Origin of the sequence: Leyella lascolaii, assembly GCF_900079775.1 — a bacterium.
Classification (GTDB): Bacteria; Bacteroidota; Bacteroidia; order Bacteroidales; family Bacteroidaceae; genus Prevotella; species Prevotella lascolaii.
In genome coordinates this window covers 322,403-344,810 of the sequence record NZ_LT556035.1, presented here as the reverse complement: position 1 = coordinate 344,810, position 22,408 = coordinate 322,403, and the positions used below count along the sequence as shown (strand labels likewise).

Sequence of the window (22,408 nt, the reverse complement as noted above, 5' to 3'; positions counted from 1 at the left end):
ATATTTACTTAAATGATTCTGATATAATGATTTGAGGATTAGAAATATCTTGGGCATCATGGCGTTGTTCTTTGTCCATCGTCTGATACTCTCCAAGTAATTCCGATATTTTGTTTTGCAAGCTATATTCGTCCTGCTTCATTTTAGAGCGGTCGTTTTTGTAGTCTCGTGATAAAGCCTTCAGATAGCGGGGAAGTTGGGCATATATACCTTCATTGATGTATCCCATCAGTACATCGCATTTCGATTTCAGCTCACAGTCAGTTGTTATTTGCTTAATGGTCCGCAGGAATTTATTAGCTTCAAGCGAAGTCTTGTCAAGGTCTGTGCGATTGATAGATGATGTATCTGCAGCCTCTACATAATCGGTTGTATATTGAGCCAATGCACTATTGACATGCTTGTAGTGTTGTTTCTCATTAGTAAATTGTAATGGTTGTTCTTCGGGCCTTGCTTTGAGATACTTTACTGCTTCTAGGAAGTCAATAATTTCAATACCAGTTTGAGTAGCCAGATAAAACTCGGTCTTGACATTGGAAGAAACAAAGATGACTGACTTTCCACAATGCTTTCCCGTATCACGCATTACTCTGCTCTTCATTGGCAAAGCCTTGATCTTGTGATATAGTTTACGGTCTCTGTTATAGAGCTCACGCACTTCACGCAATAGGGCAATTTTCTTATCGATACTGTCCTTTACATTGTTGTCAAACATTTGGAACTCCTTTACAATTTCTTCCTTTGAGTAGATTTGAGCATCTTCGCCAAATGCAGAGTGAAAACCCTGTAATTTAACAAGAGCGTTTTTATAGAGTTGAATTTCCTTGTCGCCCTGTTGCGATGGGTAGAACATATAGTTATAGATATTCGTAGCAACAGAACCGATACGGTTTACACGACCTATACGCTGCATTAAACGTGTGGCATTCCAAGGCGAATCGTAATTGACAATTACATTGGAACGATGCAAGTTCACACCTTCGGCCAATACATCAGAAGTAATAATGATGTTGTACCTCATTAAATTACTGTCAAAATTGGCATCGAAATTCTCTTTGATAGTCTGTCCCAAACGGTTGCGGTTGCTTGCTGTTACCATCAAAACATCTGTGCGACCTATCTCTTTTGTCAATCTATCATATAAGTAATTCAATGTATCGACACTTTCAGAGAACAACACCAATTTGCCAGATGGATTGATGGTCGTATCAAAAAAGACATTAGTAAGGTTTTCTCGGAACTTGTCAAACTTCGGATCATCATTCTCTTTCGCCCAATCTGCATTGAGTTGCTCCAATATCTCACGATCATGATGGAGCATTTCAAGAAAATCAGAACTAAAAGCATTGGCTGGGAAGAGAATATCTTCAGTTGCATATCCTTTTGCAATGGCATACTCGATAATTTCATCAAGTTCCATATTCTTTGCTTGCAGGTCTTTCACCTTCAAATCGGGGGCGATGATCACCTTGTCCTCATCGAACATCTTAATCATATCAGTTGTAATACGAAGAAGTGTTCGAAGCGACTTCTTGAAAGCATAGAAACTACTCTCCAATCTCTTTACCATATGAACACGGTAAATGGCAGCCAATGTCTGACCAATATGTACAGCATTCTTATACTTGCTACGATATTCAGGTTTCAAAAACTCAACAGCACGATAGCGGGCATAGGTCAGTCCCTTGCCTTCTGGATTTTCATCCGTTTTTCCATCAGTCAATTGCTTAAGCGTCTCATAGAAGCGGTTGCTTGTATCTGAGCCCATTACATACTCCAATTCATTCGGTGGCAGAATATTTGGGAATATGATACCTTGTGATTTAATATCTGCCTTATAATCGGGATCGTTGAGTATATTGTTGCGGGTACGGCGTACTGTTACCTTATCAATAACCTTACTACGTATCTGCTCATAGATTTTATCCACCTCAGCAGTAACATCACGCTGGTCACGCTCTCGCATCAATCTCTTATATTCATAGATAAGCGGAGCAAAGAAACCTTTGAGGTTGGGAACTCCGTCAATGGTACAGTTTTGGCTATTTTGGAACAATAGTAACTGATTCTGTAAATCATCAGGGCGGTTGTTGAGCGGTGTAGCAGAAAGAAGCATTACCTTCTTTTGAGTGCTTTTCAGCAAGCCAATATTCAGGCAGGGGGATTTGCATATCTTTTGCAACTCATCATATTTGCCAGAACTATCGCTACGGAAACCATGGGCTTCATCGACAATGATTAAATCAAATTCCTCTTTGTCCTTGTAATTGTCTTTACTTTCAAGAACCTTTGACAGACTGCCATTAGTAATGAATTGAGTTTTCTTGTATATTCCGAAAAGTTTGAATGTATTTCGCCAGTTATCTTCCAATGCCGGGGGATATACAACGAGGATATTGGTATTTTTACCGTTAGCCTCTACAAAACGTTTGGCTATCATTGTTGCAATCATAGTCTTTCCTAACCCCACAACATCAGCAAGGAACAAACCATTATGCTGCATCAGCATCTGATACCCCTGAATAACGGCATCTTTCTGATATTTCAAATCCTTAACACCATCGGGTAACTGAATGGAAAAGTCATCTTCCACTTGGTCACCAAATGTATCAATAAGTACTTTGATGTATAGTTCGTATGGAGTAGGCTGATAGCCCAAGTATGTATTCTTTTTGTACTCTTCAATATCTTTTGCTGTCAATGGAACAGCCTCGTTCCATAAAGTCCAAAATTCATCTGAGCAATACTTTACATCATCAAAGTCCTTCATTGCCACATTGAGTTCATACTGTGGCGGCTGTTTGATCCCCAAACCCGAATCAGAGATATTGGAAGAACCCATTATTACCCAACCGTCGCTATTCTCGCTATGGTTTTGTGGCAGGCATAAGTAGAATTTAGCGTGCAGATTTTTGGTTGCATGAATACGCATTTGCAAACGTCCGGAAACAAGGTCTTCACACATCTGCAATATGCCTTCCTCTACTTCGGGTGAGTATTGAGCGTTTACAATATCCTCCTTGAAACCGTTGTGATAGATTTCTTTTGCTTTTTCTTCATCAACAAGCATCAAAAGAGCCTTGTTATGCTTTCGGAAAATATCATCAATATTGATACCTACCAATATCTTGATTTCTGATATATCACCTAATTCTTTACGCAACTTGAAATATCCAGATGAACGAAAGAAGCCTACAACAGCTAAAAAGCGTTCAAATGTTACCATCTCTGCCGCAATACCTTTCAACTTATCAAAAAGAGTATTACCCGGTATATTATTGAAAAACTTTGTACTCATAATTTTATATTTAATACAAAGCCCCTCCAAACAAAATACAATACATGAATTTATTCTCTCTTAGACAGAGGGAGATTTTGGGCTATAAGGCTGATTTGCTGATGAATTATATGTAGAATTGCTAAACAATAGTTGAAATTCAATAACTTCCGGATGAAAATCCAACGGCCGGAATTGCAGGATTTTCAATAAAATGTATAACTTTGCGCAAGAGTGAGTCCCTCTGTCTAAGAAATGAATGCTTTTGCTAAACGTTCTCCAGTCCTACAGACTTTTCAGAATTTGTGCGTTGGCTTTGTCCACTACGGAATTGTCCAATGAAGCCAAATAAATTTGTGTGGTTGCCTCGGAATCATGTCCCATTCCTTCGCTGATCACCGAAATCGGAATGTTCTTGCCTTTGGCTGCGCTTGCCCATGAATGGCGTGCTTTGTACAATGCAGATATATTTGTGGAAATAGATGCAATTAAAATTATAGATAACAATGAATATCAATAGTTTATGAAACAATCAGCGAAATGGATATTCTGCTTATCTTTTGTTTGTTGATAGGTGTTTTGACTTTTTATGTTACTTTTTTGTTAGTTGTTTCTTGGTGTTTTGGATGGGTTTTGTTATCTTTGCACAAGCAGTAACAAATAACCAAGGAGGAAGTCATGGCACGTACAAAGAAATCAGAGTCTGTACCCGTCCGAATTCGTTTCAAGGAATTGGAGAATGGGAACAAGTCCATCTACCTCGATATATATTATGAGAGGAAAAGACGGTATGAGTTCTTGAAACTGTATCTTATACCAGAAACTTCCGCAGAGGCGAGAGCGCAGAATGAGCATACGCTCAAAGCGGCTAATGCCATCAAGTCACAACGCATCATCGATATCACGAACAAAAAGCAACCGCTTGTTTTGTCCGAGAAAGGCAAGATGCGTTTAATAGACTGGATGGATATATATATGGAACAAAGGAAGCAAAATGGAAAACGCGGATTGGAGCCAAGTGTTCATTCCACAGTGGTCCAACTCCAGAAATATGACCCGAAAGCACGGTTGTGCGATGTGGACAAGGAGTTCTTGGACGGTTTCGTGGAATACATGACAAAGGTCGCCAAAACAAAACGTACCAAGAAACCTTTCGCCAAGAAGACCATTAAGACTTATGTAGGTTATATCGTCTCGGCTCTGAACCTTGCTGTTGACGAGGGCATCTTGTCCGTCAATCCCGGATTGGCCATTGACCGGAATGCCATACAAGGAGAACAGAAGAAACGTGAATACCTCACCATAGATGAAGTACGGCTATTGATAGACACCCCTTGCCGTGAAGACGTGAAAGTTCCTTTCCTGTTCTCCTGCTTTTGCGGCCTGCGGCTTGGCGACATGCGCTCTTTGCAGTGGAAAAATGTAATAGAGGAAACAGGGAAGGTTCATCTTGAAGTGCGCCAGCGGAAAACGGGCAACATGCTTTATCTGCCACTCAGCACCCAGGCGCAAGGTTACCTTCCGGAACAACGGGGCGATGCTGAAGAACATGTGTTTTCCATTCCACATACCACTACCTTGGATGTCGTATTAAAGAGGTGGGCTAAAGCTGCCGGCGTAAAGAAAAATCTCTGCTACCACATGAGCAGGCACACGTTCGCAACTATGGAGTTGACATTAGGCGCAGACTTATACACCACCAGCCAGTTATTGGGGCACAGGGATGTGGAAACCACGCAGGTGTACGCAAAAATTGTCGATGCCAAAAAAGAGGCAGCCGTGCTGATGATAGACAAACTTTTTGAATGAAAAACAACTGACCGGAGGAAAAGCCATGGCAAGACCCAAGAAACAAGTAAAGGCCAAAGAGCCTGTCCGTTTACGATTCAACAAGTTGAAAAACGGGAACACTTCCATATACTTGGACATCTACCATGATGGAAGAAGAAGTTACCAGTTCCTCAAACTGTATCTGGTGCCCGAAACCGATTATGCCTCTAAAATACAGAATGTCAATACGCTTGCCACGGCGAATGCGATAAAGGCGGAAAAGATTTTGGAGCTGACCAACAAAGTGGCAGGCATTACCGACCGTTCGTACAAGGCTAAGATGCTGCTTACCGACTGGATGAAGGTGTACCACGACTATGTGATGAAGCGGGGCGGTTCCAAGTCTGCTTCGACTTGGATAAACCGTAGCATAGCAGAATTGGAGGAATATAATGGCAAGGTTACGCTTGCCGAGGTGGACAGGGAGTATTTGCTCGGCTTTATGGAACGGCTGCTTACCAGGAAGGCATACACGCGGGATCATGGGAAACTTGCCAAAGAAACTGTCTTCATACACATGGACTACATCCGTGCGGCACTCAATTATGCCGTAAAGGAAAATCTGCTGCAGAAATCTCCATACAAGGGGATAAAACGCAGTATGGTGGCCGGGAAAGAGACCAAACGTGAGTATCTTACCGTGGATGAGATAAAGCGTCTCATTAAGACCCCGTGCCGAAGACAGGACATGAAAGCGGCTTTTCTGTTTTCATGTTTCTGCGGTTTGCGCATCATGGACATCAAGTTGCTCTGTTGGAAAAACATCATCCGGAACAACGGGAAATGGCAGGTGGAGATTACCCAATACAAAACAGGTGTGTTGCTGTATCTGCCATTGAACATGAACGCAAGGAAATGGTTGCCGGAACAAGGCGATGCCTCGCCTGACGACCCGGTGTTCCCCACGTTGAGCATTTGGTACAAGCACGTGCTCAGCGATTGGGCGAAAGATGCCGGAATTGACAAGAAATTTTCATTCCATGTCGCCAGGCACACTTTCGCGACCCTTGCCCTGACTGCCGGGGTTGACATTTATACGACCAGCCAGTTGCTTGGCCATACGACCATCCGACACACACAGCGTTACGCGAGAATCATCAACAGCAAGAAGAACGATGCGGTTTCCCTGTTGGACAGCGCATTCGTCCAGTAATAATTTATCCTCTAAATTTTAGCAGTATGATTAGAAAGCGTAAAAAGATGCCTGCTTTTAAAAAAAGGACAGGCGGACCGTGCCAACGGTAGTGCATCGCAAAGTGGTCTGAATTCCCTTCTTCGGGAACTCGTTGCCAAGTACCAATCCGAGGTCGTGGCTGGTGGAAAACTGTACAAACTGTTCGCCATGGATTTTCTGAACAGCCATCACCATACCGACCGGCGGGATGCGGCAGGGTTGAACGAGCACCGGATGAATCTCGGCATCCTGCGTGGCATCCTGTTCACACGGAAAGACCTCCTTGTACGGTTCTCGGAAATGGGAAAGCCCGATGATGGCCTCACGAAGGACTTGCTGCACTTGTATTACACGACGGAGGCGCCTCCTCCGGGGTGCGAAACGGGTGCGGCCATGCCTTCCGACACCCATCCCAACCATTCATTGTCGTTAGGCTGCTGCCTTGACGATGACCAACTGAGCCTCATTGCCGATTGTGCCAATGAGGCTCGCGTATTTGTGGAAACCATTGACGCAATCACTTTCCGTTCTCTTTTGGAAGGCAAACTGACTGTCCCGCTGACATCGCGTAACAACCGGATGCTCGCCTACCTTCTCGACCAGTTGTGCCGACACGGGCTGATCCTTTCCCGCTGGCAGAATTTGTTGGAACAGGCTGGAAGCATACTCGGTCCAAAGGGTAACAAGCCCTTGAGGCATGAACAGTTCTCGAATGCGCTGACCCATGCAAGAAACACCCCGAATAGTATGCAGAGGAAAATCTGGGAATGCGTCCAAAAAGTGCAAGAACAGCGTTCAAATGATGGAATGGCCAGCAAATGACAAGGGAAAACAGCAATAGTTGGAGCAACAGTTCCGAACTATGATTGTCTGTCGTACAGTAGTTTGGAAGCAAGGGACTAAATTCGCCCTCTGAAACAACAATCGTTTCGGAGGGTGAAATCCCTTCATTGTCCAATTTAAAATGTCAGAATAATGGAACAACAAAGAATTGCAACGAACGAACAGTCTGAACGGGTGGAATGCCCGTCCTGCCTGTTGAAACTGAGCCTGCTACAGGCGCAGGTGGAAAAAGTGGAAAAGCTTCTGTACTGCATCAAAGACACACTCAACTTCAAAGAGGCCTGTCGGTACACAGGGCTTTCGGACAGCCAGCTTTACAAACTGACGAAAGCGGGAAAGGTGCCGCACTATAAACCCAGCGGCAAGCTCCTGTTTTTCAGCAAACGGGAATTGGACGGATGGCTTTGCCGCAACCATGAATACGGTGAATCACCCTGCCGGGAGGAAGTATCGGAAGTGGAACTTAAAGGATTGGACGTATGACGGAAGCCGGATTCTTGGAAACATTGGAGCGGGTGGAAGCCGTCCACTCCATATTGAAACGGATGGAGGACATTGACAGCGTATTGGACAAGATAACGGTCATAGAGGAGTTCATCAGCCGTTTCGGCACCTTGGAGGCATTGATTGCCAGGTTTGAGGAAGTGGAACAGCAGCTTTACATCTTGAAAGAAGTGTTCAACGTGGAAGAAGCCGCCAAATACCTGAACATATCCACCGGACATCTGTACCGCCTCACGTCCACCCATGAGATTCCGTTCTCGAAACCTAACGGCAAGCACATCTTCTTCGAGCGGAAAGCGTTGGACGACTGGAAACGCCGGAATCCGGTACTGTCCAACCGGGAGATTGAACGGCAGGCGGCTCTTGCCGGAATCAGCATGGGGAATAGCAACTCACTAATGAAGAAAGGGAAGAAACTATGAACGCACATGGAATCATACCGGTGTCGGAAGACATCGACAGGCAGGTTTACGAGCAGATACTGAGTTTCATCCGATTGCGGGTCACGGAGACCTACGCCTACCCTCCCGAAATCGTGCAGGTGGACGGCATCACCATTGCCACGCTCGGCAATTTCAGCGCATCCGTGGGCAAGCCCAAGAGCAAGAAGACCTTCAACTGTGCCGCTATCGTAGCGTCGGCCTTGTCCGGCAGGAACATCCTGCACTACAAGGCGCATCTGCCTGAAGGAAAACACAAGGTGCTTTATGTGGACACCGAGCAGAGCAAGTGCCATTGCCACAAGGTATTGGAACGCATCCTCAAACTGGCCGGGATGCCTACAGACCAAGAAACGGATCGACTGGTGTTCTTCATGCTACGTGAATACAGCCCCAAGCAGCGAAGACAGATTATCAACCATGCGCTTGCTGCCGACCCGGAGATAGGCTTTGTCGTGATAGACGGCATCCGTGACCTGATGTATGACATCAACAGCCCCAGCGAGTCGGTGGACTTGATTAACGACTTGATGCGTTGGTCGAGCATGCACGACCTGCACATCCACACCGTGCTGCACTTGAACAAGGGTGATGACAATACGCGCGGGCATATCGGCACGGAGCTGAACAACAAGGCGGAAACCATCCTGCAAGTGACCAAGAGCCAGTTTGACGGCAACATCAGCGAGGTCAAGGCCATGCACATCCGGGAACGGGAGTTCCAGCCTTTCGCATTCCGCATCAACAGGGAGGCGTTGCCGGAACTGGTGGAGGACTACGCCTTTACACAGGAACGAAAGCCCACCACCGAGGCCATCACGGATGCTCAGCACGCAAAGGCGTTGGAAATCGCATTCGAAAATGGTCCCATCGTAGGATACGGGCTCCTCATCAAGTCGTTGCGGCAAGGTTATGCGGAAATCGGTTTCAAACGCGGTCGGAACATCTGTATCGAACTGAACAAATACCTGATGGGAAGAGGGGTTATCATTAAGAAAGACAAGGCCTATGCCTATTTGCCGGAAGCATTGAACAACCAGGAAGATTCCGCCACCAAAGAGGTTTAGTTTAACGGGAGGGTATATATAGGACAAACCTGGAAAACTTCCATCCCGGTATAAGCCGATATGAAAGATTGGCACAAACAGGTTTAGTTTAACACCGGGCGTATATATATGACAAACGGGGCAAACCTGCATCCCTTGCCAGCGATTAAAAACCGGCTAGGGAAAGAGGTTTAATTTACAATGGGCGTATATATATGATAAACTTGGTTATATCCACTCCAATATTCATTAAACATAGAAAAGCAGAACGATATGAACATATTACAAATCAAACAGATAGCCATCGTGGACTTCCTGCTGGCCATCGGAATCCGACCTGCCAAGGAAACCGCCGTGTCCGCATGGTATCATGCACCTTACCGTGAGGACGAGAATCCGTCTTTCAAAGTGAACAAGAACCGCAATATATGGTATGACTTTGCTACGGCCAAGAGCGGAGACATCATCGACCTTGCGGTATTGGTATATCGGACCCCGAACATACCCAAAGTATTGAAGATGATTGCACAGGCAGCACCTGCCGTGCCTTTGAAGGTACGGACATTCATGCCGCATCCGCAACCGTCCGCAACCGATGCCAAGCCACCGCAAGCGGCCGCATTCCAAAACCTACGGGTGCAGGCGTTGGCATCCATACCTTTGCTCTCCTACCTCTCCAAGCGCGGCATTGACCTCGATACCGCAAGGCAGGAATGCAAGGAGGTGCATTACACCTGCCGGGGAAAGAACTACTATGCCATCGCGTTTCCCAACGGGGCGGGCGGTTATGAGATACGCAATCCTTATTATAAAGGGTGCATTGCCCCGAAAGCGGTGTCGTTGATTTCTCAAGGGCAAAGCGACAGCGTTTACCTGTTCGAGGGATTCATGGATTACTTGTCCTTTCTGACCTTGCGGAAACGGGAACGCTTGTCCGTACCCTGTTATGGTGCAGACCTGTTGGTGCTGAACTCGGTGAACAACCTGCCCAAGGCATTGCCGCGGCTGAAAGCCTGCAAGCATATCTATTGCTATCTCGATAACGACGATGCAGGACGGCGTGTGGTGGACATGCTCCGGGAACTCAAGGGCGATGCCGTGCATGACATGATGGAAGCCTGTCCGCTCTACAAAGACCTCAATGACATCCTTGTCGGGAAGAAGAGGATGCCGTAATTTGAGGAGATAGAAGGAATAAATCTTGAAGATATTGTTTGTATTCTGATTATAGTTTAGTATTTTTGCATCGTTTTAATAGCTGATTAAATTGATGCAAAAACTGGAAATTGATATTACAATTGCAGGAAGGAATGTTTCGCTACAGTTGCGGGGCAAGGAGCGTATGAAAGGTGTCACCATAGGAGACGCCCTTGCCTATCGGTTCTATGATGGCGAATATCAAGGTATGCCCTTGTTGTTTGCAGAACCCAAAGGTCCGGTGGCATCACCGCGCAACCTTGCCCTGACGGCCGATAAAATCTCCGCCTCGATGGGGCTTCCTGTCGTTTACCTGTTGCCGTCTGCCCCTGCATACCAGCGGCAGCGGTTGATAGACAGGGATGTCTACTTCGTAGTGTCGGCCAAATATGCCCATCTGCCCATGTTGGTGGCCAACGAACGAATCCGGCACAAGAAAGCAGCCAAGGCTTTGTCGCCCGTAGCTCAATACCTCCTGCTTTATCATTTGCAGGTTGAAACTCTGGAAGGGTTGTCTGCCAATGATGTCAAAGACAAGTTACCCTATTCATACGCAAGCATCACCTTGGGCATGACATGCCTTGAAGACTTGGGATTATGTGAGAAAGTAGCGGACGGCCCGAAGAGAAAGCAGCTACACTTCCACCGTAGGGGGATTGAATTGTGGAAACAGGCGAAACCGGTACTTGCCAACCCTGTTGAACAAAAGGTTTACTGTGACGGTTTGGACACAGAAGATGTCTTTCCTGTGTGCGGCATCAATGCCCTTGCCCATTATACACGCCTCAATCCTGACCCGGAGCGTATGGTCATGATGGAAGCAAGGCGGTTCCGGTCGTTGAGGGCAGCAAAGGCCATGCAGAATCCGAATGACTATGACGGCAACATTGTCATAGAGGTATGGAAATATCCCCCAGTCACAGGGTGTGGAGAAACTCCCTTGTGGGTGGATAAGTTATCGTTGGCCCTCTCATTGCAAGAAGATGCCGATGCCCGGGTGGAGAGCGAAGTTGAACAATTAATCAATAAAATGGAATGGAAGGATTAGAAAGATTCCGGGAAGCCTTCGAGGCTTATTCAGACAACTATGTCATCATTGGCGGCACGGCCTGCGAGATGGTGATGTCAGGCACGGCGGTGCGGCCGCGTGCCACCCATGACATAGACATGATTGTGATCGTGGAGAAGATGAGCACAACATTTGCCGAAAGGTTCTGGCAGTTCATCCGGGAAGGCGGCTACCGCCCGGAGAAAAGGAATCCTAAAGACGGAGAAGCACCAAGATATGAACTGTATCGGTTCGTGGATGGCAAGCCCGGTTATCCGGCGATGATTGAGCTTCTCTCCCGGCATCCTGACATTCTCGGGACACCGAAAGGGCTTACGATAGAACCATTGCCCATGGAGGCCGATGCATCGAGCCTGAGTGCTATCATCATGGATGACGACTACTACCATTTTACCATTGCGCACAGTATCCTGACGGATGGCATTCGTCATGCCTCACCGGAAGCCCTGGTAGCCTTGAAAGCCCGTGCTTACCTGAACTTGCAGCAAGACAAGGCCGCCGGGCGGCATGTCAACAGCAAGGATATCAAGAAGCACCGGTCTGACGTGTTGAAAAATGTCGCCATCATGGAAAATGCGCCCGTGGCCGCACCTGATGCCATCGTGGCATGTGTGAGGTCTTTCGTGGCTTCTGTCAGAAGTGAATGGGAAGCATTGGCGGAGCCTCTTGCCAAGTCCCTTGGGCAGGAGGTGTCCTTCGTGGAGGGCTTGTTGGAAGTGCTGGACGGACTATTTATTGCCGAAGAACCATGAAAATACAATATGCGTCCGACCTCCATCTGGAGTTTGCCGACAACTGGCGATACCTCAAAGCGAACCCGCTTGAAGTGTCCGGGGACATACTCGTCCTCGCAGGTGACATAGGCTATCTCGGCGATGCAAACTATTCCATGCACCCATTTTGGGACTGGGCATCGGACAACTACAAACAGGTGATAGCCTGTATGGGCAACCACGAGTTCTACAAATATTACGACATAGGCACGTTATCTGACGGCTCAAGCATTGAAATACGTCCCAATGTGCATAGCTACTACAATGGGGTTATCCGCATCGGAGACATTGACATCATTGTTTCAACGCTGTGGAGCAGGATTCCTTTGGGAGAGGCATATTTCACAGAGCAAGTGGTCAGCGATTTCCGCCGTATCCTGTACAAAGGGGAACTCCTTACTTTTGCGGACTTCAACCATGAACACGAACGGTGTTTGTCTTTCATCAAGGAGGCCGTCAAGTCGAGTACAGCCCGCAAGAAAGTGGTCGTGACCCACCATGTACCCTCATTCAGGATGCAATGCCCCAAGTTTGTAAGCAGCAAAGCCAACGGGGCGTTCATGGTAGAACTGGAAGGCTACATCAAGGAATGCGGAGTAGATTACTGGATTTATGGCCACTCTCATTACAATGTGGATGTGCGCATTGGCGAAACATGGTGTGTCAGTAACCAACTGGGGTATGTATTCCATGACGAACACTTGACTTTTAATCCGGGCAAGACCTTTGAGCTATAAAAGGGAAGCCTGTACATTTTACACGGAACAACCCATTTTAGTGAAAAGGACAACCGCCCTATCACATCGGTAGAACGGATGTCCTTTCTTATTTTCAGCCCTTATGCCGGTCTGCGTCCTCTGACTTTCCAGCCGTAAACATCTGCAACGTATGGATACAGTGAGCGTGTGAGCTTACGGAAACCCTTCTCGTCAATTTCAAGGTTGTAAATTTTGTCGGCAATGCGCTCGGCATCCTCCCGGCTTTTCGCCACCCGGTAAAGCACATAGTTCGTGCCGTCGTGGTGCGTGAGTCGGGCACGGATGTTGTAGCCGTCGCCGTACCATTCGTTGTCATCGCATGAGCTGCGCAAGATGTCGGCAAGGTTGCTGCCCAAAATCTGGTAGCCCTGCCTGCGGCCGCGCCACAAGCCCAAGTCGCCAAAGGCGATTATCACGCCGTCCACCTGCACATTGAGGTTCATGCGTTCGTCATCGAGCCAACTGTACACTTCCTCGCCCCATTCTTCATCGCTCACCGTGTAGCCGTCATCTTCCAAATACTCACGCTGGCAGTCTTGGTAATACTCCCTTACCTTGTCGTCAAAATAGCTGTCGTTCGACCAAATAACCTGTTTCATCGTTTCGAGAATTAAAATGTTAGACTATTTGTTTCTTCCCTACCGTCGGGCTTCCACCCGTCCACAGGGACTTGTTTTTACGTGCAAGAGCCAAGGCGGAAAGCCGGGAACGAATGCAAGGAGGAAGCAGCCACTGCGCCTTGCAGCTTCCCGACAGCCTTACCTTCGCACAGGAAAAACAACGACCGTGGAACAGCCCTTGCACTTCATTGCCCGGAGAAGATATGCTTCGATGGTTGGGCAAGTATAATTTACCCAAAGAAGCAAGTATAACTGTCCTTGGAAAGGCTTTCAAAGTATGATTGACCGTATGATTTTTTCGCCTGAAGAAAAATCAAGTTAAAACAGCACAGTATTTCCATCAGAGGTTTCCCGAGGCAGCCTTTCCGCTATTCTTTTGCAGGCAAAACGAGATTGTAAACCCATAAACCAGACAATGCAATGAGTCCATTTATGATATTCGCCTTGGTTCTGACGATAGCCTACGTCCTCTATTATGCGGTGGTCATCGCCAAGGACTTGCAAGGTAAAAAAGGAATCGTCAACTCCACCGAGGAGGTGTTCGACCTGAACGACATGGAGGAAGAGGAGTCCGTGGAAGTAAGTGAGACCGCTGACAGTTTCCAAGTGGGAAATACGGGAGAAAAGCAGCCGGAGCCGTCCGGGTCCGATGCGAATGACTTTCCCGAACAGCCGGAAGAAGCTCCACGGAATGCAGCGGAGGAAAAGGCAGAACAGCTCAAGTCCGACCTGCTGGAAGCCGACATAACGAGCGAGAATGGCGTGACTGCTCCCGAACTCCATGAGTTGTTGGAGGGCAAACGGGAAACCCTGTTCAAAATCCCCATGAAGATTACGAGGAATGAGTTGTAAGACGCGCAGGTTGACAGGCTTGTTGTTTGGCGTGTGTGCGGCCTTGCCCGCCTCGGCCAAATGTGGTGGCGTGGACTACAGTTGGGGTGCTGACGCATTGGCACTTATGCACGATTATGTCGTGACGATGATGCTGTATGTCCTCTACCTGCTGTACGCCATTGCCGCCATCGTCGCCATCTATGCCAGTTTGCAAATCTATATCAAGATGAATACGAGGGAGGAAGGCATCACAAGGGAGATAATGATGGTGGTCGGTGCTTGCCTGTTTATCATAGGTGCATCCATCGTGTTTCCGGCATTCTTCGGCTACCGGGTATGACAGGAAGAAATGAGACAATTCACATAGTGTTTAATTTTTAAGGTAAAAAGAATGTTTAAGGAAAAACTCAGAAAGTGGATGAAGGGACTTTGCCCTTCCGGGAGATTGAAAATGCTCTCCCTCATGCTGCTGGCAGGCACAACCGCAGCACTCGCCCAGAACGCCGCCGGTGACTATACGGCAGGCACCACCGCCCTCGGTACAGTGACGACCGAAATCGCCAAGTATGTGCCCTACGTGGTGAAGCTGTGTTACGCCATCGCCGGTGTCGTGGCCATCGTGGGAGCCATCAGCGTGTACATCAAGATGAACAACGAGGAGCAGGATGTCAAGAAGTCCATCATGATGATTGTGGGCGCTTGTATTTTCCTTGTGGCGGCCGCACAGGCACTCCCGTTGTTCTTCGGCATCACCAGCTAAGCCATGTCCGGAACGAACGGCGACACCCGGCCACTGGAATACCCCATGTTCAAGGGGCTGCAACGGCCTCTTGAATTCATGGGGATTCAAGGCAGGTACATCTATTGGGCGGCAGGAGCCATCGGTGGTGCCATTGTCGGCTTCATCGTGGCTTACTGCCTTTCCGGTTTCCTTGCCGGGCTGATAGTCCTGGTGGTGACACTTTGCGGCGGCGCGGCACTTATCCTGCTCAAACAGCGGAAGGGGCTTCACAGTAAAAAGAACGACAAGGGCGTGTTCGTCTATGCCCGCTCTAAAGGATTGTAAGTAGGATTTCACTCTATAAAACAGCAGATACGAAAATGATTAAAAACCTCTATAAAACAACGAACGGATGCAAGCCTTTCTGATAATATGTATCGGGCTGCTCCTCGCCTCCTGCGGCGGGAAGGAACAGCCCAAGTCCACGGTCGCCGCCATTGAGTCGGGCGAGAAAACCCGCATGGAATGGCAAAAGAGCCGCAAGCCTGTTGAGATCCACATAGAGGCTGTGGAGGGAATAACCCCTGCATGGCCCCACTTTGGCATATATATGGACGTAAGCGCCACCACACCCGAAGAAAGGCAAGCATTTGCAGGAACGATGTTCACCCGAAAAGGTGGTGTATATGTGTCGGGAAACAGCCATGCCGTCACTAGCGACACGACGGCAACCGTCAGTGTTTGCTATCCATTCCGAAAAGGATTGGGAACAGACGACATCATCCGCTTGGCCGCTCCGTTCGATGAAAACCTTTATGGAGTGGAAACCCACCGCGTCATCGGAAACGCCATCCAACCGGCATTCAGGCTGCAAAGTTCCATGGCACTGCTCCGCATTGTCTGTGAGAGCGACGACCTGCGTGACCGGCTGGACGACATCACTCTCATCGGGGATAACCTCTATACAGAGGGCGGCTACCAGCCTTATACGGCGGGCAGATGGCTCGATAAAAAAGCCAATGGCAGCCTACAAGCGAAAGATGTGGATTGTCTGTTGAACAATGGCAGGAAGCATGACCTCTATTTGATTCCTACTGAAACCGCTTGCTCGGTTACAATCACCATCCGTATCAATGGAAAAGACCATGCGTTGCGCACCATGCTGCCACCCTTGACGGCAGGGAGCATGACGCACCTTTCCATCCGTAAGGGGCGTGAGGGCGTGGCCATCAATGGCAGTTGGGTGGAAACAGAGCGTAGCTTGGCGTATGAACACCGGATGATGCCGGTTGATTCCGTGCAGGTGGGCCATTACCTGCAAAAAAACGGAAAGGTACAAGCAGGACGTGACTCCCTTTCCATCGCCGTGGTCGTGGAAACAGACGGCAAGCATGGCAAGGCTGTAGCCCTGTCAGATTGCAACGGGATGTTCGTATTCTCTGGTAACGACCTTTCAAGCGGCAAGCTGTATTCGACCATAGACGGAACTCGTCATGAGGGCATCATCAATCCGACTGGCGACACCCCGGAGGATGACAAGATTATCTACAAGCCCGGTATGCCCTACCCGGACGATTGCGCCTTGGGCCATGCTGACGGGGCAAGCCTTACGCAAGGACTGATTGAATCCAACAGGCAAGCCAAGCAAGGATCTCCTTTGGGCAGACAAACCATGCTGCAAGAGGCAATGTGGCATTCCGGCAGTTATGTGCCCTCACTCGGTGAATTGGCCGGGCTTTATTACTTGCTGGAATGTGACAAGTCATCCACGCTGAAAGGTTTGATAGCCACCCTGCAAGGCGAATACCTCACTTGTTCCGAAAGCGGCAAGGACACCTTCTATCTGATGGACTTCTCCAATGGCATTGTGACAGGAGGATTATCCAAGCGATATGCCCAAGCGAGACTACGGCTTTTCTACTTATTCTAAAAATGCAGATGAACCTATGACACTCTATGTACTACTGACATTCACGGCTCTTTTGGCAGGCATGGCCATCTCTGTCAAAGCATTCGGCACGGGAGGCAAGCGCAAACGCATGTTCCGAGAAATTTATTTCTCCATTGAGGACGTGGAGGGCATCGGTATCCTCTACACCAAGACCGGAGAATATTCCGCCATCCTGCGCATCGAGAATCCTGTGCAGAAGTTCTCCGCCGACATCGACAGCTATTATGAGTACACCCGGTTGTTCACCGCATTAGCACAGACACTTGGCGAGGGCTATGCCCTGCACAAACAGGACATCTTCACCAGGCAGGGCTTCGAGGAAACAGGCAACGGCAGGCACGAGTTCCTGAGCGAATCCTATTTCCGCTATTTCAAGGGAAGGCAGTACACCAACAGCCGCACCTACCTGACCGTGACGCAGGAGAACCGCAAGGGCAACCTGTTCTCCTATGATGACAAGCGGTGGAAGGACTTTTTGGTAAAGATACGCAAGGTGAAAGACCAGTTGCGCGATGCGGGTATCAGTACCTCGTTCTTGGGCAAGGCAGAAGCGAGTGCTTACGTTGACCATTACTTCACGATGAACTTCTCAGACAAGCCCGTGGCAATGGACAGCTTCAAGGCGGGCGAGGAATGTGTGGAGATGGGCAGCAGAAAATGCAAGGTGTTTTCCATAGTCGATGTGGACAGCACAGGATTACCCTCGCTGGTACGCCCGTTCACCAACATCGAGGTAAACAACACCGAGATGCCCGTGGACTTGGTGTCTATGATAGACAGCATACCCGACGCACGGACAGTGGTTTACAACCAGATGATTTTCATGCCAGGCCAGAAGAAAGAGCTTGCCGCACTGYAAAAGAAGAAGAACCGCCATGCCAGCATCCCCAATCCATCGAACCTGATGGCCGTGGAGGACATCAAGCGGGTGCAAGACACCGTAGCGAGGGAAAGCAAGCAACTGGTCTATATACATTATAACCTCATGGTGTGCTGCGACAAGGGGATCGACCTGCAAAAGCCTACCAACTACTTGGAGAACAGCTTCGGGAGGCTCGGCATCCATATCAGCAAACGGGCATACAACCAACTGGAACTGTTCGTCAACTCCTTTCCTGGCAACTGCTACGGCATGAGCGTGGACTACGACCGCTTCCTCACTCTCGGCGATGCAGCCGCCTGCCTGATGTACAAGGAACGCATCCAGCACAGCGAGAACACCCCGCTGAAGATATACTATACCGACCGCCAAGGTGTGCCTGTGGCCATTGACATCACTGGTAAGGAAGGACGTAACAAGCTGACTGACAACTCCAACTTCTTTTGTTTGGGACCAAGTGGAAGCGGCAAGTCGTTCCACATGCATGTCATATGGACTAAAACGCATCGAAAAGAACTCCAAACAAAACTTAGAGAAACGTCATAAATAGCTCATTTTCAATACATATTCATTAACATAACGCTCCAACCGCCTATTGCGAGTTTCATCCGTTTATAGTAATTTTGTACCACGGTTGTACCATGGGCAGAGGGACACACGGTTCTTAATGAGGGTTCTTATTTCCTCTTATTTCCCCTTGTTTCCTCTTAAAAGTTTCCGTCAAGGACCATCCCCCATGAGTCACTGCAAAATTCAAAAATAACGGTAAAAATGAATACTACAACTCGCATTCCAATCGTGCTGATGTCCGTAGAGGAAACAGCGCAGGCAGTAAGCATCAGCGTCAAGACAGTACGCAGTCTTATTCGTCAAGGCAGGCTAAGAGCCGTAAATTTCGGTACACGCATGACCAGGATCTATTTGCAAGACCTTCTTGAAATAGCCAAGGGACAAGGTTATCAGGTGGTTCTCCCTTCTTCCCTATCGTTAGAAGGAGCAACGTCCAAGAAAGCACAGAGGCTAAAAGATGCCGAGACTGGCTCAGTCAACAAGTTGGCAAAGTGTCGCAAGACTCCCAGGGCTGGTGAAAGAGCACCTGATGGAGTAACCCACGACACCCATTACACAATGGCAGAGGTGTTGAGCACCTTTAATATCAAGTATGGAAGATTCTATGAAGTCCGCAATCGTTACCAACTCCAGTCAGTTCACGCATGGGGAACGACCTGCTTCAAGAAAGAAGACGTGGAAAGGGTTATCGGGCTTTATAATGAAGAACAGGGTAAGAACATTTCCGATGACTGGTACACCTGCTTCGACATCATGAAACTCTACGGATTAGGCAAGACACAGGTACGCAGATTTGCGGAGACCCATGGAGTGAGAATCCGAAAGTTCAAAGGCGGAAGAGCCAACTACTATCTGAAAGCAGACTGGGAGGCTGCACGCAAGAAGGCAGAGAAAAGCAGTACTACGACCAAGGCAAAACGGAAGTGAGACACAAGTCAAGAGATGGTTCAAACAAACTCATATACGACCCATGCCGTTGCAATTGCTATGCAGCACCCATCCATGTCGGTCGAAACAAACCCACAACGCAGAGTAACGGATATAAGACAAAAAACGCATCCAATACCTGCTTTTAGTCTGATTTTGAGCGTAAAATCATACTCAAAAGCAAATTCAGGTTAAATTCTGGCTGTATTTGAAGCCATCTTTGCTTTTCTCTTTTCACGGCAATCTAACTTTGCATCGGATTTGAGAGTTAAAGCGTTGCGACCATGGCTATTCGCATCCACAGATACACATCGGTAAGAATAATAAAAGAATAAACAATATGACGAACATTTGTACAAAGGTCACCGTGCGGAAACGACCTATCAAGAACGGACAGACTTCCCTCTATCTGGATTTCTATCCTCCAATCCGCAACCCGAAGACAGGCAAGCTCTCACGCAGGGAGTACCTTGGTCTTTACATCTACACCAACCCTGTTGAACGCTTTCAGCAGGAGTACAACAAAAGTATGATTCAGAAAGCGGAAATCATCAAGTGCCGCAGGACTGAGTCCATCATCAATGAGGAGTATGGCTTCCTCGACCGCAACAAGGGCAAGGAGAGCTTCTTGGAATATTTCAAGAACCTCATGATTGAGCGTGGCAGCAGCCAGAACTGGGCAACCGCCTACATGCACTTCCACAATTACACGCATGGCGAGTGCCGCTTCTGCGACCTTACCGTTCCGTACTGCCAGGGATTTCTCGACTACCTGTTGTCGGATGCCTGTATGCACAACGGCAAGCACATGATGGGAACAACAGCCAACAACAACCTTACCAAGTTGAAGTGCATCCTTGCCATCGCATACGAGGACGGACTGCTCAAAGAGAATATTGCCAAGAAACTTGTGCGTGCCAAGGCTCATGGCAACAAGCGGCAGTTCCTCACCAAGGAAGAGTTGTTGCAGTTGTCTCAGACTCCTTGCAAGAGTGATGTCCTTCGCCGTGCAGGTCTCTTCTCCTGCCTCACAGGTCTTCGCCTCTCTGACTGCATCAGACTCCAGTGGGAGAATATCGTCAAGTTGGCTGATGGCGGCTGGGGAATGGACATTATCACAAAGAAGACTTCCACCGCTGCAATCCTGCCTATCAGCGAAGAGGCTCTGCAGCTCTGTGGCGAGCGAGCAACTGGACAGGTGTTCAAGAATCTCACGAACAGTACAGTGGCATTGTATCTCAAACCGTGGATAAAGGCTTCCGGCATCGAGAAACACATCACCTTCCACTGCTTCCGTCATACCTTTGCCACCTTGCAGTTGGCAGAGGGAACGGACATCTACACCGTGAGCAAGCTGCTTACCCATAGCAACCTTGCCACAACTCAGGTGTATGCCGATGTGGTGGACGAGCTCAAACGTGATGCGGCAGAACGTATCTCTCTCAAGATGCCAACCAAGGCAGAGGGTAATCAGACATAAGTGAAAAACATAATCAGGATAACAAATGGAAGAAAACAAATCATTATCGTTCGACCAACTGCCCAGCGCAGTTGGCGAACTTCTGACCAAGGTCAATACGATGATGACTCGTCTTGATGACATCGGTCAGAGAATTGGCAATGCTCCGTGCGAGAATGACCATGTTCTTATGGACATCAGAGAGGCAAGTGCCTTCGTCCGAAAAAAGGTCTCATCGCTCTATGCTTACACATCTGAAAGGCGCATCCCATTCTATAAGAGAGGCAACACGCTCTACTTCTTCAAAGACCAGCTGATAAAATGGATTGAGGCAGGTGGCTCATGGGACAAGCCTTACGAACCGACTCAGGAGGAACAGGCAGACTTCGAGGCTCATCTGGCATTGTTGCAGAAAAGCAAGAAGAATAAGCCTGCCTCCATGAAGAGGGTCAAGGGCGAGAAAAATCCTGATGGGGAAGAATGAGATGATGGATAATAGAATCTACTTTTTTACGAAAGGGGGGAAAGAATAATCATTCATTCTCTCCTTGCTGAGTAATCCGTTTCACTTATAACCAGTTTTTCAAGATGAGTAACCAAAGCATAAAATACGGAATCCTGCTGACCAAGGAGCAGCTCGATTTCTTAAAGGATGACAGGCAGGGCTTCCACCGCATGACCGCCTTCGACACTTTTGTATCAATGGCAGCCACCAAGCCAATTGTTTATCAGAAGACAGGCTTCTCCGCTTCTCTCTCCATCGGGCAGTTTGCCATATCAACCGTTGAGCTGTCTGCCCTTTGGAAATGTGACCGCAAGACAGCGGCAAAGGTGGTGGAACTGTTCAATCAGGTGGGCATTCTCTCAACCGAGAGGAACAACCGCACCTCCATACATACGATACTATGCATCGCCTTCTGGTACGTTGACGGCATCAAGGAAGTCATCAAGAACCCCTTCTACAACCGTCAATCCGTGACTTCCGCCACCCAAGAGGAATCGGTGTCCAATGTCCCATCCGATACCGCTTGCTCTTCGGGAGGCAATCTTTCCAATGGCATAGGTCAGCAGAAAGACAGCAGCGTCAATCCTGCCACTACTGACATTCTGCAGCCCCATGTTCCTGCTTCTTATAATACCTCTTCCCCTTTCGTTAAATCTCATGTTATCGAGGGCGGACTTTCAGATCCGTCTCCGATACCACAAGACTTCAAACAAAGGGAAAAGGAAGGTGATGACCATTTTGAGTATGAGGTTGGACAGCCGTCAGAAGATGACTGCAATCAAGGAGAAGAGGCATCACCCATTGAGTTGCTGCTGTCTCCTGTCTATGATGACGAGGGCAACCTCTTGCAGCCACCGCCCCATGAAGGACGATGCGAGGATAACACAGAGAGGCATAGCGCACATATCACCCCAAGTCTCTCATGATGTCATTTCTCCTTTTCCCTTATTTCGACTATTGACCTTCCTGACAGGCAAGCTATCCAAGAGCCGCCACCACTATTAGCTGTAGTTTTTTTCGGAGGTCTAAA

21 protein-coding genes and 2 pseudogenes are annotated in these 22,408 nt (G+C 48.1%); 20 read left to right on the top strand and 3 right to left on the bottom strand.

Annotated features, from left to right (window positions below):
- Positions 1-4: 4 nt before the first annotated feature.
- Together BN4609_RS02685 and BN4609_RS16875 are read right to left on the bottom strand one after the other, a co-directional pair.
- Positions 5-3,298, bottom strand: a complete 3,294-nt coding sequence (locus BN4609_RS02685; protein WP_068855201.1) for a helicase-related protein — start codon at positions 3,296-3,298, stop codon at positions 5-7.
- Between the two features lie 264 nt (positions 3,299-3,562).
- A pseudogene (locus BN4609_RS16875) lies at positions 3,563-3,760 on the bottom strand (site-specific integrase); the annotation flags it as partial.
- Positions 3,761-3,955: 195 nt separating this feature from the next.
- Here BN4609_RS16875 and BN4609_RS02680 point away from each other — a divergent pair.
- The 10 genes from BN4609_RS02680 to BN4609_RS02630 all read left to right on the top strand — a co-directional run bounded on the left by BN4609_RS02680 (position 3,956) and on the right by BN4609_RS02630 (position 12,890).
- Entirely contained in the window at positions 3,956-5,086 is a 1,131-nt protein-coding gene (locus tag BN4609_RS02680) for a site-specific integrase (RefSeq protein ID WP_068855200.1), read from the top strand.
- Entirely contained in the window at positions 5,079-6,260 is a 1,182-nt protein-coding gene (locus BN4609_RS02675; protein WP_237472346.1) for a site-specific integrase, read from the top strand. Before BN4609_RS02680 ends, BN4609_RS02675 begins: the two co-directional genes overlap by 8 nt.
- Positions 6,261-6,449: 189 nt before the next feature.
- Complete coding sequence (locus tag BN4609_RS16060; RefSeq protein WP_241033173.1) at positions 6,450-7,103, top strand: hypothetical protein; 654 nt, start codon at positions 6,450-6,452, stop codon at positions 7,101-7,103.
- A 153-nt stretch (positions 7,104-7,256) separates the two neighbouring features.
- On the top strand, positions 7,257-7,607 hold the full coding sequence (locus BN4609_RS02660; protein ID WP_068855197.1) for a helix-turn-helix transcriptional regulator: 351 nt from the start codon (positions 7,257-7,259) through the stop codon (positions 7,605-7,607).
- A complete protein-coding gene (locus BN4609_RS02655; RefSeq protein WP_068855196.1) occupies positions 7,604-8,050 on the top strand; it encodes a helix-turn-helix domain-containing protein in 447 nt (148 codons plus the stop codon). Before BN4609_RS02660 ends, BN4609_RS02655 begins: the two co-directional genes overlap by 4 nt.
- The gene (locus BN4609_RS02650; protein WP_068855195.1) at positions 8,047-9,135 is read left to right on the top strand and encodes an AAA family ATPase; all 1,089 of its coding nucleotides are present in this window, start codon (positions 8,047-8,049) and stop codon (positions 9,133-9,135) included. The genes BN4609_RS02655 and BN4609_RS02650 overlap by 4 nt, the downstream gene beginning before the upstream one ends.
- A 252-nt stretch (positions 9,136-9,387) precedes the next feature.
- A complete protein-coding gene (locus tag BN4609_RS02645; protein ID WP_068855194.1) occupies positions 9,388-10,290 on the top strand; it encodes a DUF8464 domain-containing protein in 903 nt (300 codons plus the stop codon).
- 94 nt (positions 10,291-10,384) lie between these two features.
- Complete coding sequence (locus tag BN4609_RS02640; protein ID WP_068855193.1) at positions 10,385-11,359, top strand: hypothetical protein; 975 nt, start codon at positions 10,385-10,387, stop codon at positions 11,357-11,359.
- Positions 11,347-12,132 (top strand): hypothetical protein, encoded by a 786-nt coding sequence (locus BN4609_RS02635; RefSeq protein WP_068855192.1) that lies wholly within the window; start codon positions 11,347-11,349, stop codon positions 12,130-12,132. The genes BN4609_RS02640 and BN4609_RS02635 overlap by 13 nt, the downstream gene beginning before the upstream one ends.
- Positions 12,129-12,890, top strand: coding sequence for a metallophosphoesterase (locus BN4609_RS02630; RefSeq protein ID WP_068855191.1), 762 nt, complete (start codon positions 12,129-12,131; stop codon positions 12,888-12,890). Before BN4609_RS02635 ends, BN4609_RS02630 begins: the two co-directional genes overlap by 4 nt.
- A gap of 101 nt (positions 12,891-12,991) precedes the next feature.
- On the opposite strand, the gene BN4609_RS02625 is transcribed toward BN4609_RS02630, so the two are convergent.
- The gene (locus tag BN4609_RS02625) at positions 12,992-13,510 is read right to left on the bottom strand and encodes a hypothetical protein (protein ID WP_068855190.1); all 519 of its coding nucleotides are present in this window, start codon (positions 13,508-13,510) and stop codon (positions 12,992-12,994) included.
- 441 nt (positions 13,511-13,951) lie between these two features.
- Between BN4609_RS02625 and BN4609_RS02620 the strand changes: the two genes are divergently transcribed.
- From BN4609_RS02620 to BN4609_RS02575, 10 genes and pseudogenes are all read left to right on the top strand, one after another.
- A complete protein-coding gene (locus tag BN4609_RS02620; RefSeq protein ID WP_068855189.1) occupies positions 13,952-14,383 on the top strand; it encodes a hypothetical protein in 432 nt (143 codons plus the stop codon).
- Positions 14,373-14,705: a DUF4134 family protein gene (locus tag BN4609_RS02615; protein WP_068855188.1), complete on the top strand. Its 333-nt coding sequence runs from the start codon at positions 14,373-14,375 to the stop codon at positions 14,703-14,705. The genes BN4609_RS02620 and BN4609_RS02615 overlap by 11 nt, the downstream gene beginning before the upstream one ends.
- A gap of 78 nt (positions 14,706-14,783) precedes the next feature.
- Positions 14,784-15,125 (top strand): DUF4134 domain-containing protein, encoded by a 342-nt coding sequence (locus tag BN4609_RS02610; protein WP_013619308.1) that lies wholly within the window; start codon positions 14,784-14,786, stop codon positions 15,123-15,125.
- Positions 15,126-15,128: 3 nt separating this feature from the next.
- Entirely contained in the window at positions 15,129-15,431 is a 303-nt protein-coding gene (locus tag BN4609_RS02605; protein WP_018665875.1) for a DUF4133 domain-containing protein, read from the top strand.
- A 67-nt stretch (positions 15,432-15,498) separates the two neighbouring features.
- Entirely contained in the window at positions 15,499-17,016 is a 1,518-nt protein-coding gene (locus tag BN4609_RS02600; protein ID WP_068855187.1) for a hypothetical protein, read from the top strand.
- Between the two features lie 16 nt (positions 17,017-17,032).
- Positions 17,033-18,424, top strand: a pseudogene (locus BN4609_RS02595) (TraG/VirB4 family ATPase); the annotation flags it as partial.
- Between the two features lie 264 nt (positions 18,425-18,688).
- The gene (locus BN4609_RS02590; RefSeq protein WP_048317560.1) at positions 18,689-19,414 is read left to right on the top strand and encodes a helix-turn-helix domain-containing protein; all 726 of its coding nucleotides are present in this window, start codon (positions 18,689-18,691) and stop codon (positions 19,412-19,414) included.
- Positions 19,415-19,754: 340 nt separating this feature from the next.
- Complete coding sequence (locus BN4609_RS02585) at positions 19,755-20,894, top strand: site-specific integrase (protein ID WP_068855186.1); 1,140 nt, start codon at positions 19,755-19,757, stop codon at positions 20,892-20,894.
- 25 nt (positions 20,895-20,919) lie between these two features.
- Positions 20,920-21,357, top strand: coding sequence for a helix-turn-helix domain-containing protein (locus tag BN4609_RS02580; RefSeq protein WP_068855185.1), 438 nt, complete (start codon positions 20,920-20,922; stop codon positions 21,355-21,357).
- Between the two features lie 104 nt (positions 21,358-21,461).
- A complete protein-coding gene (locus BN4609_RS02575; protein ID WP_068855184.1) occupies positions 21,462-22,304 on the top strand; it encodes a hypothetical protein in 843 nt (280 codons plus the stop codon).
- The last annotated feature ends 104 nt before the right edge of the window (positions 22,305-22,408 follow it).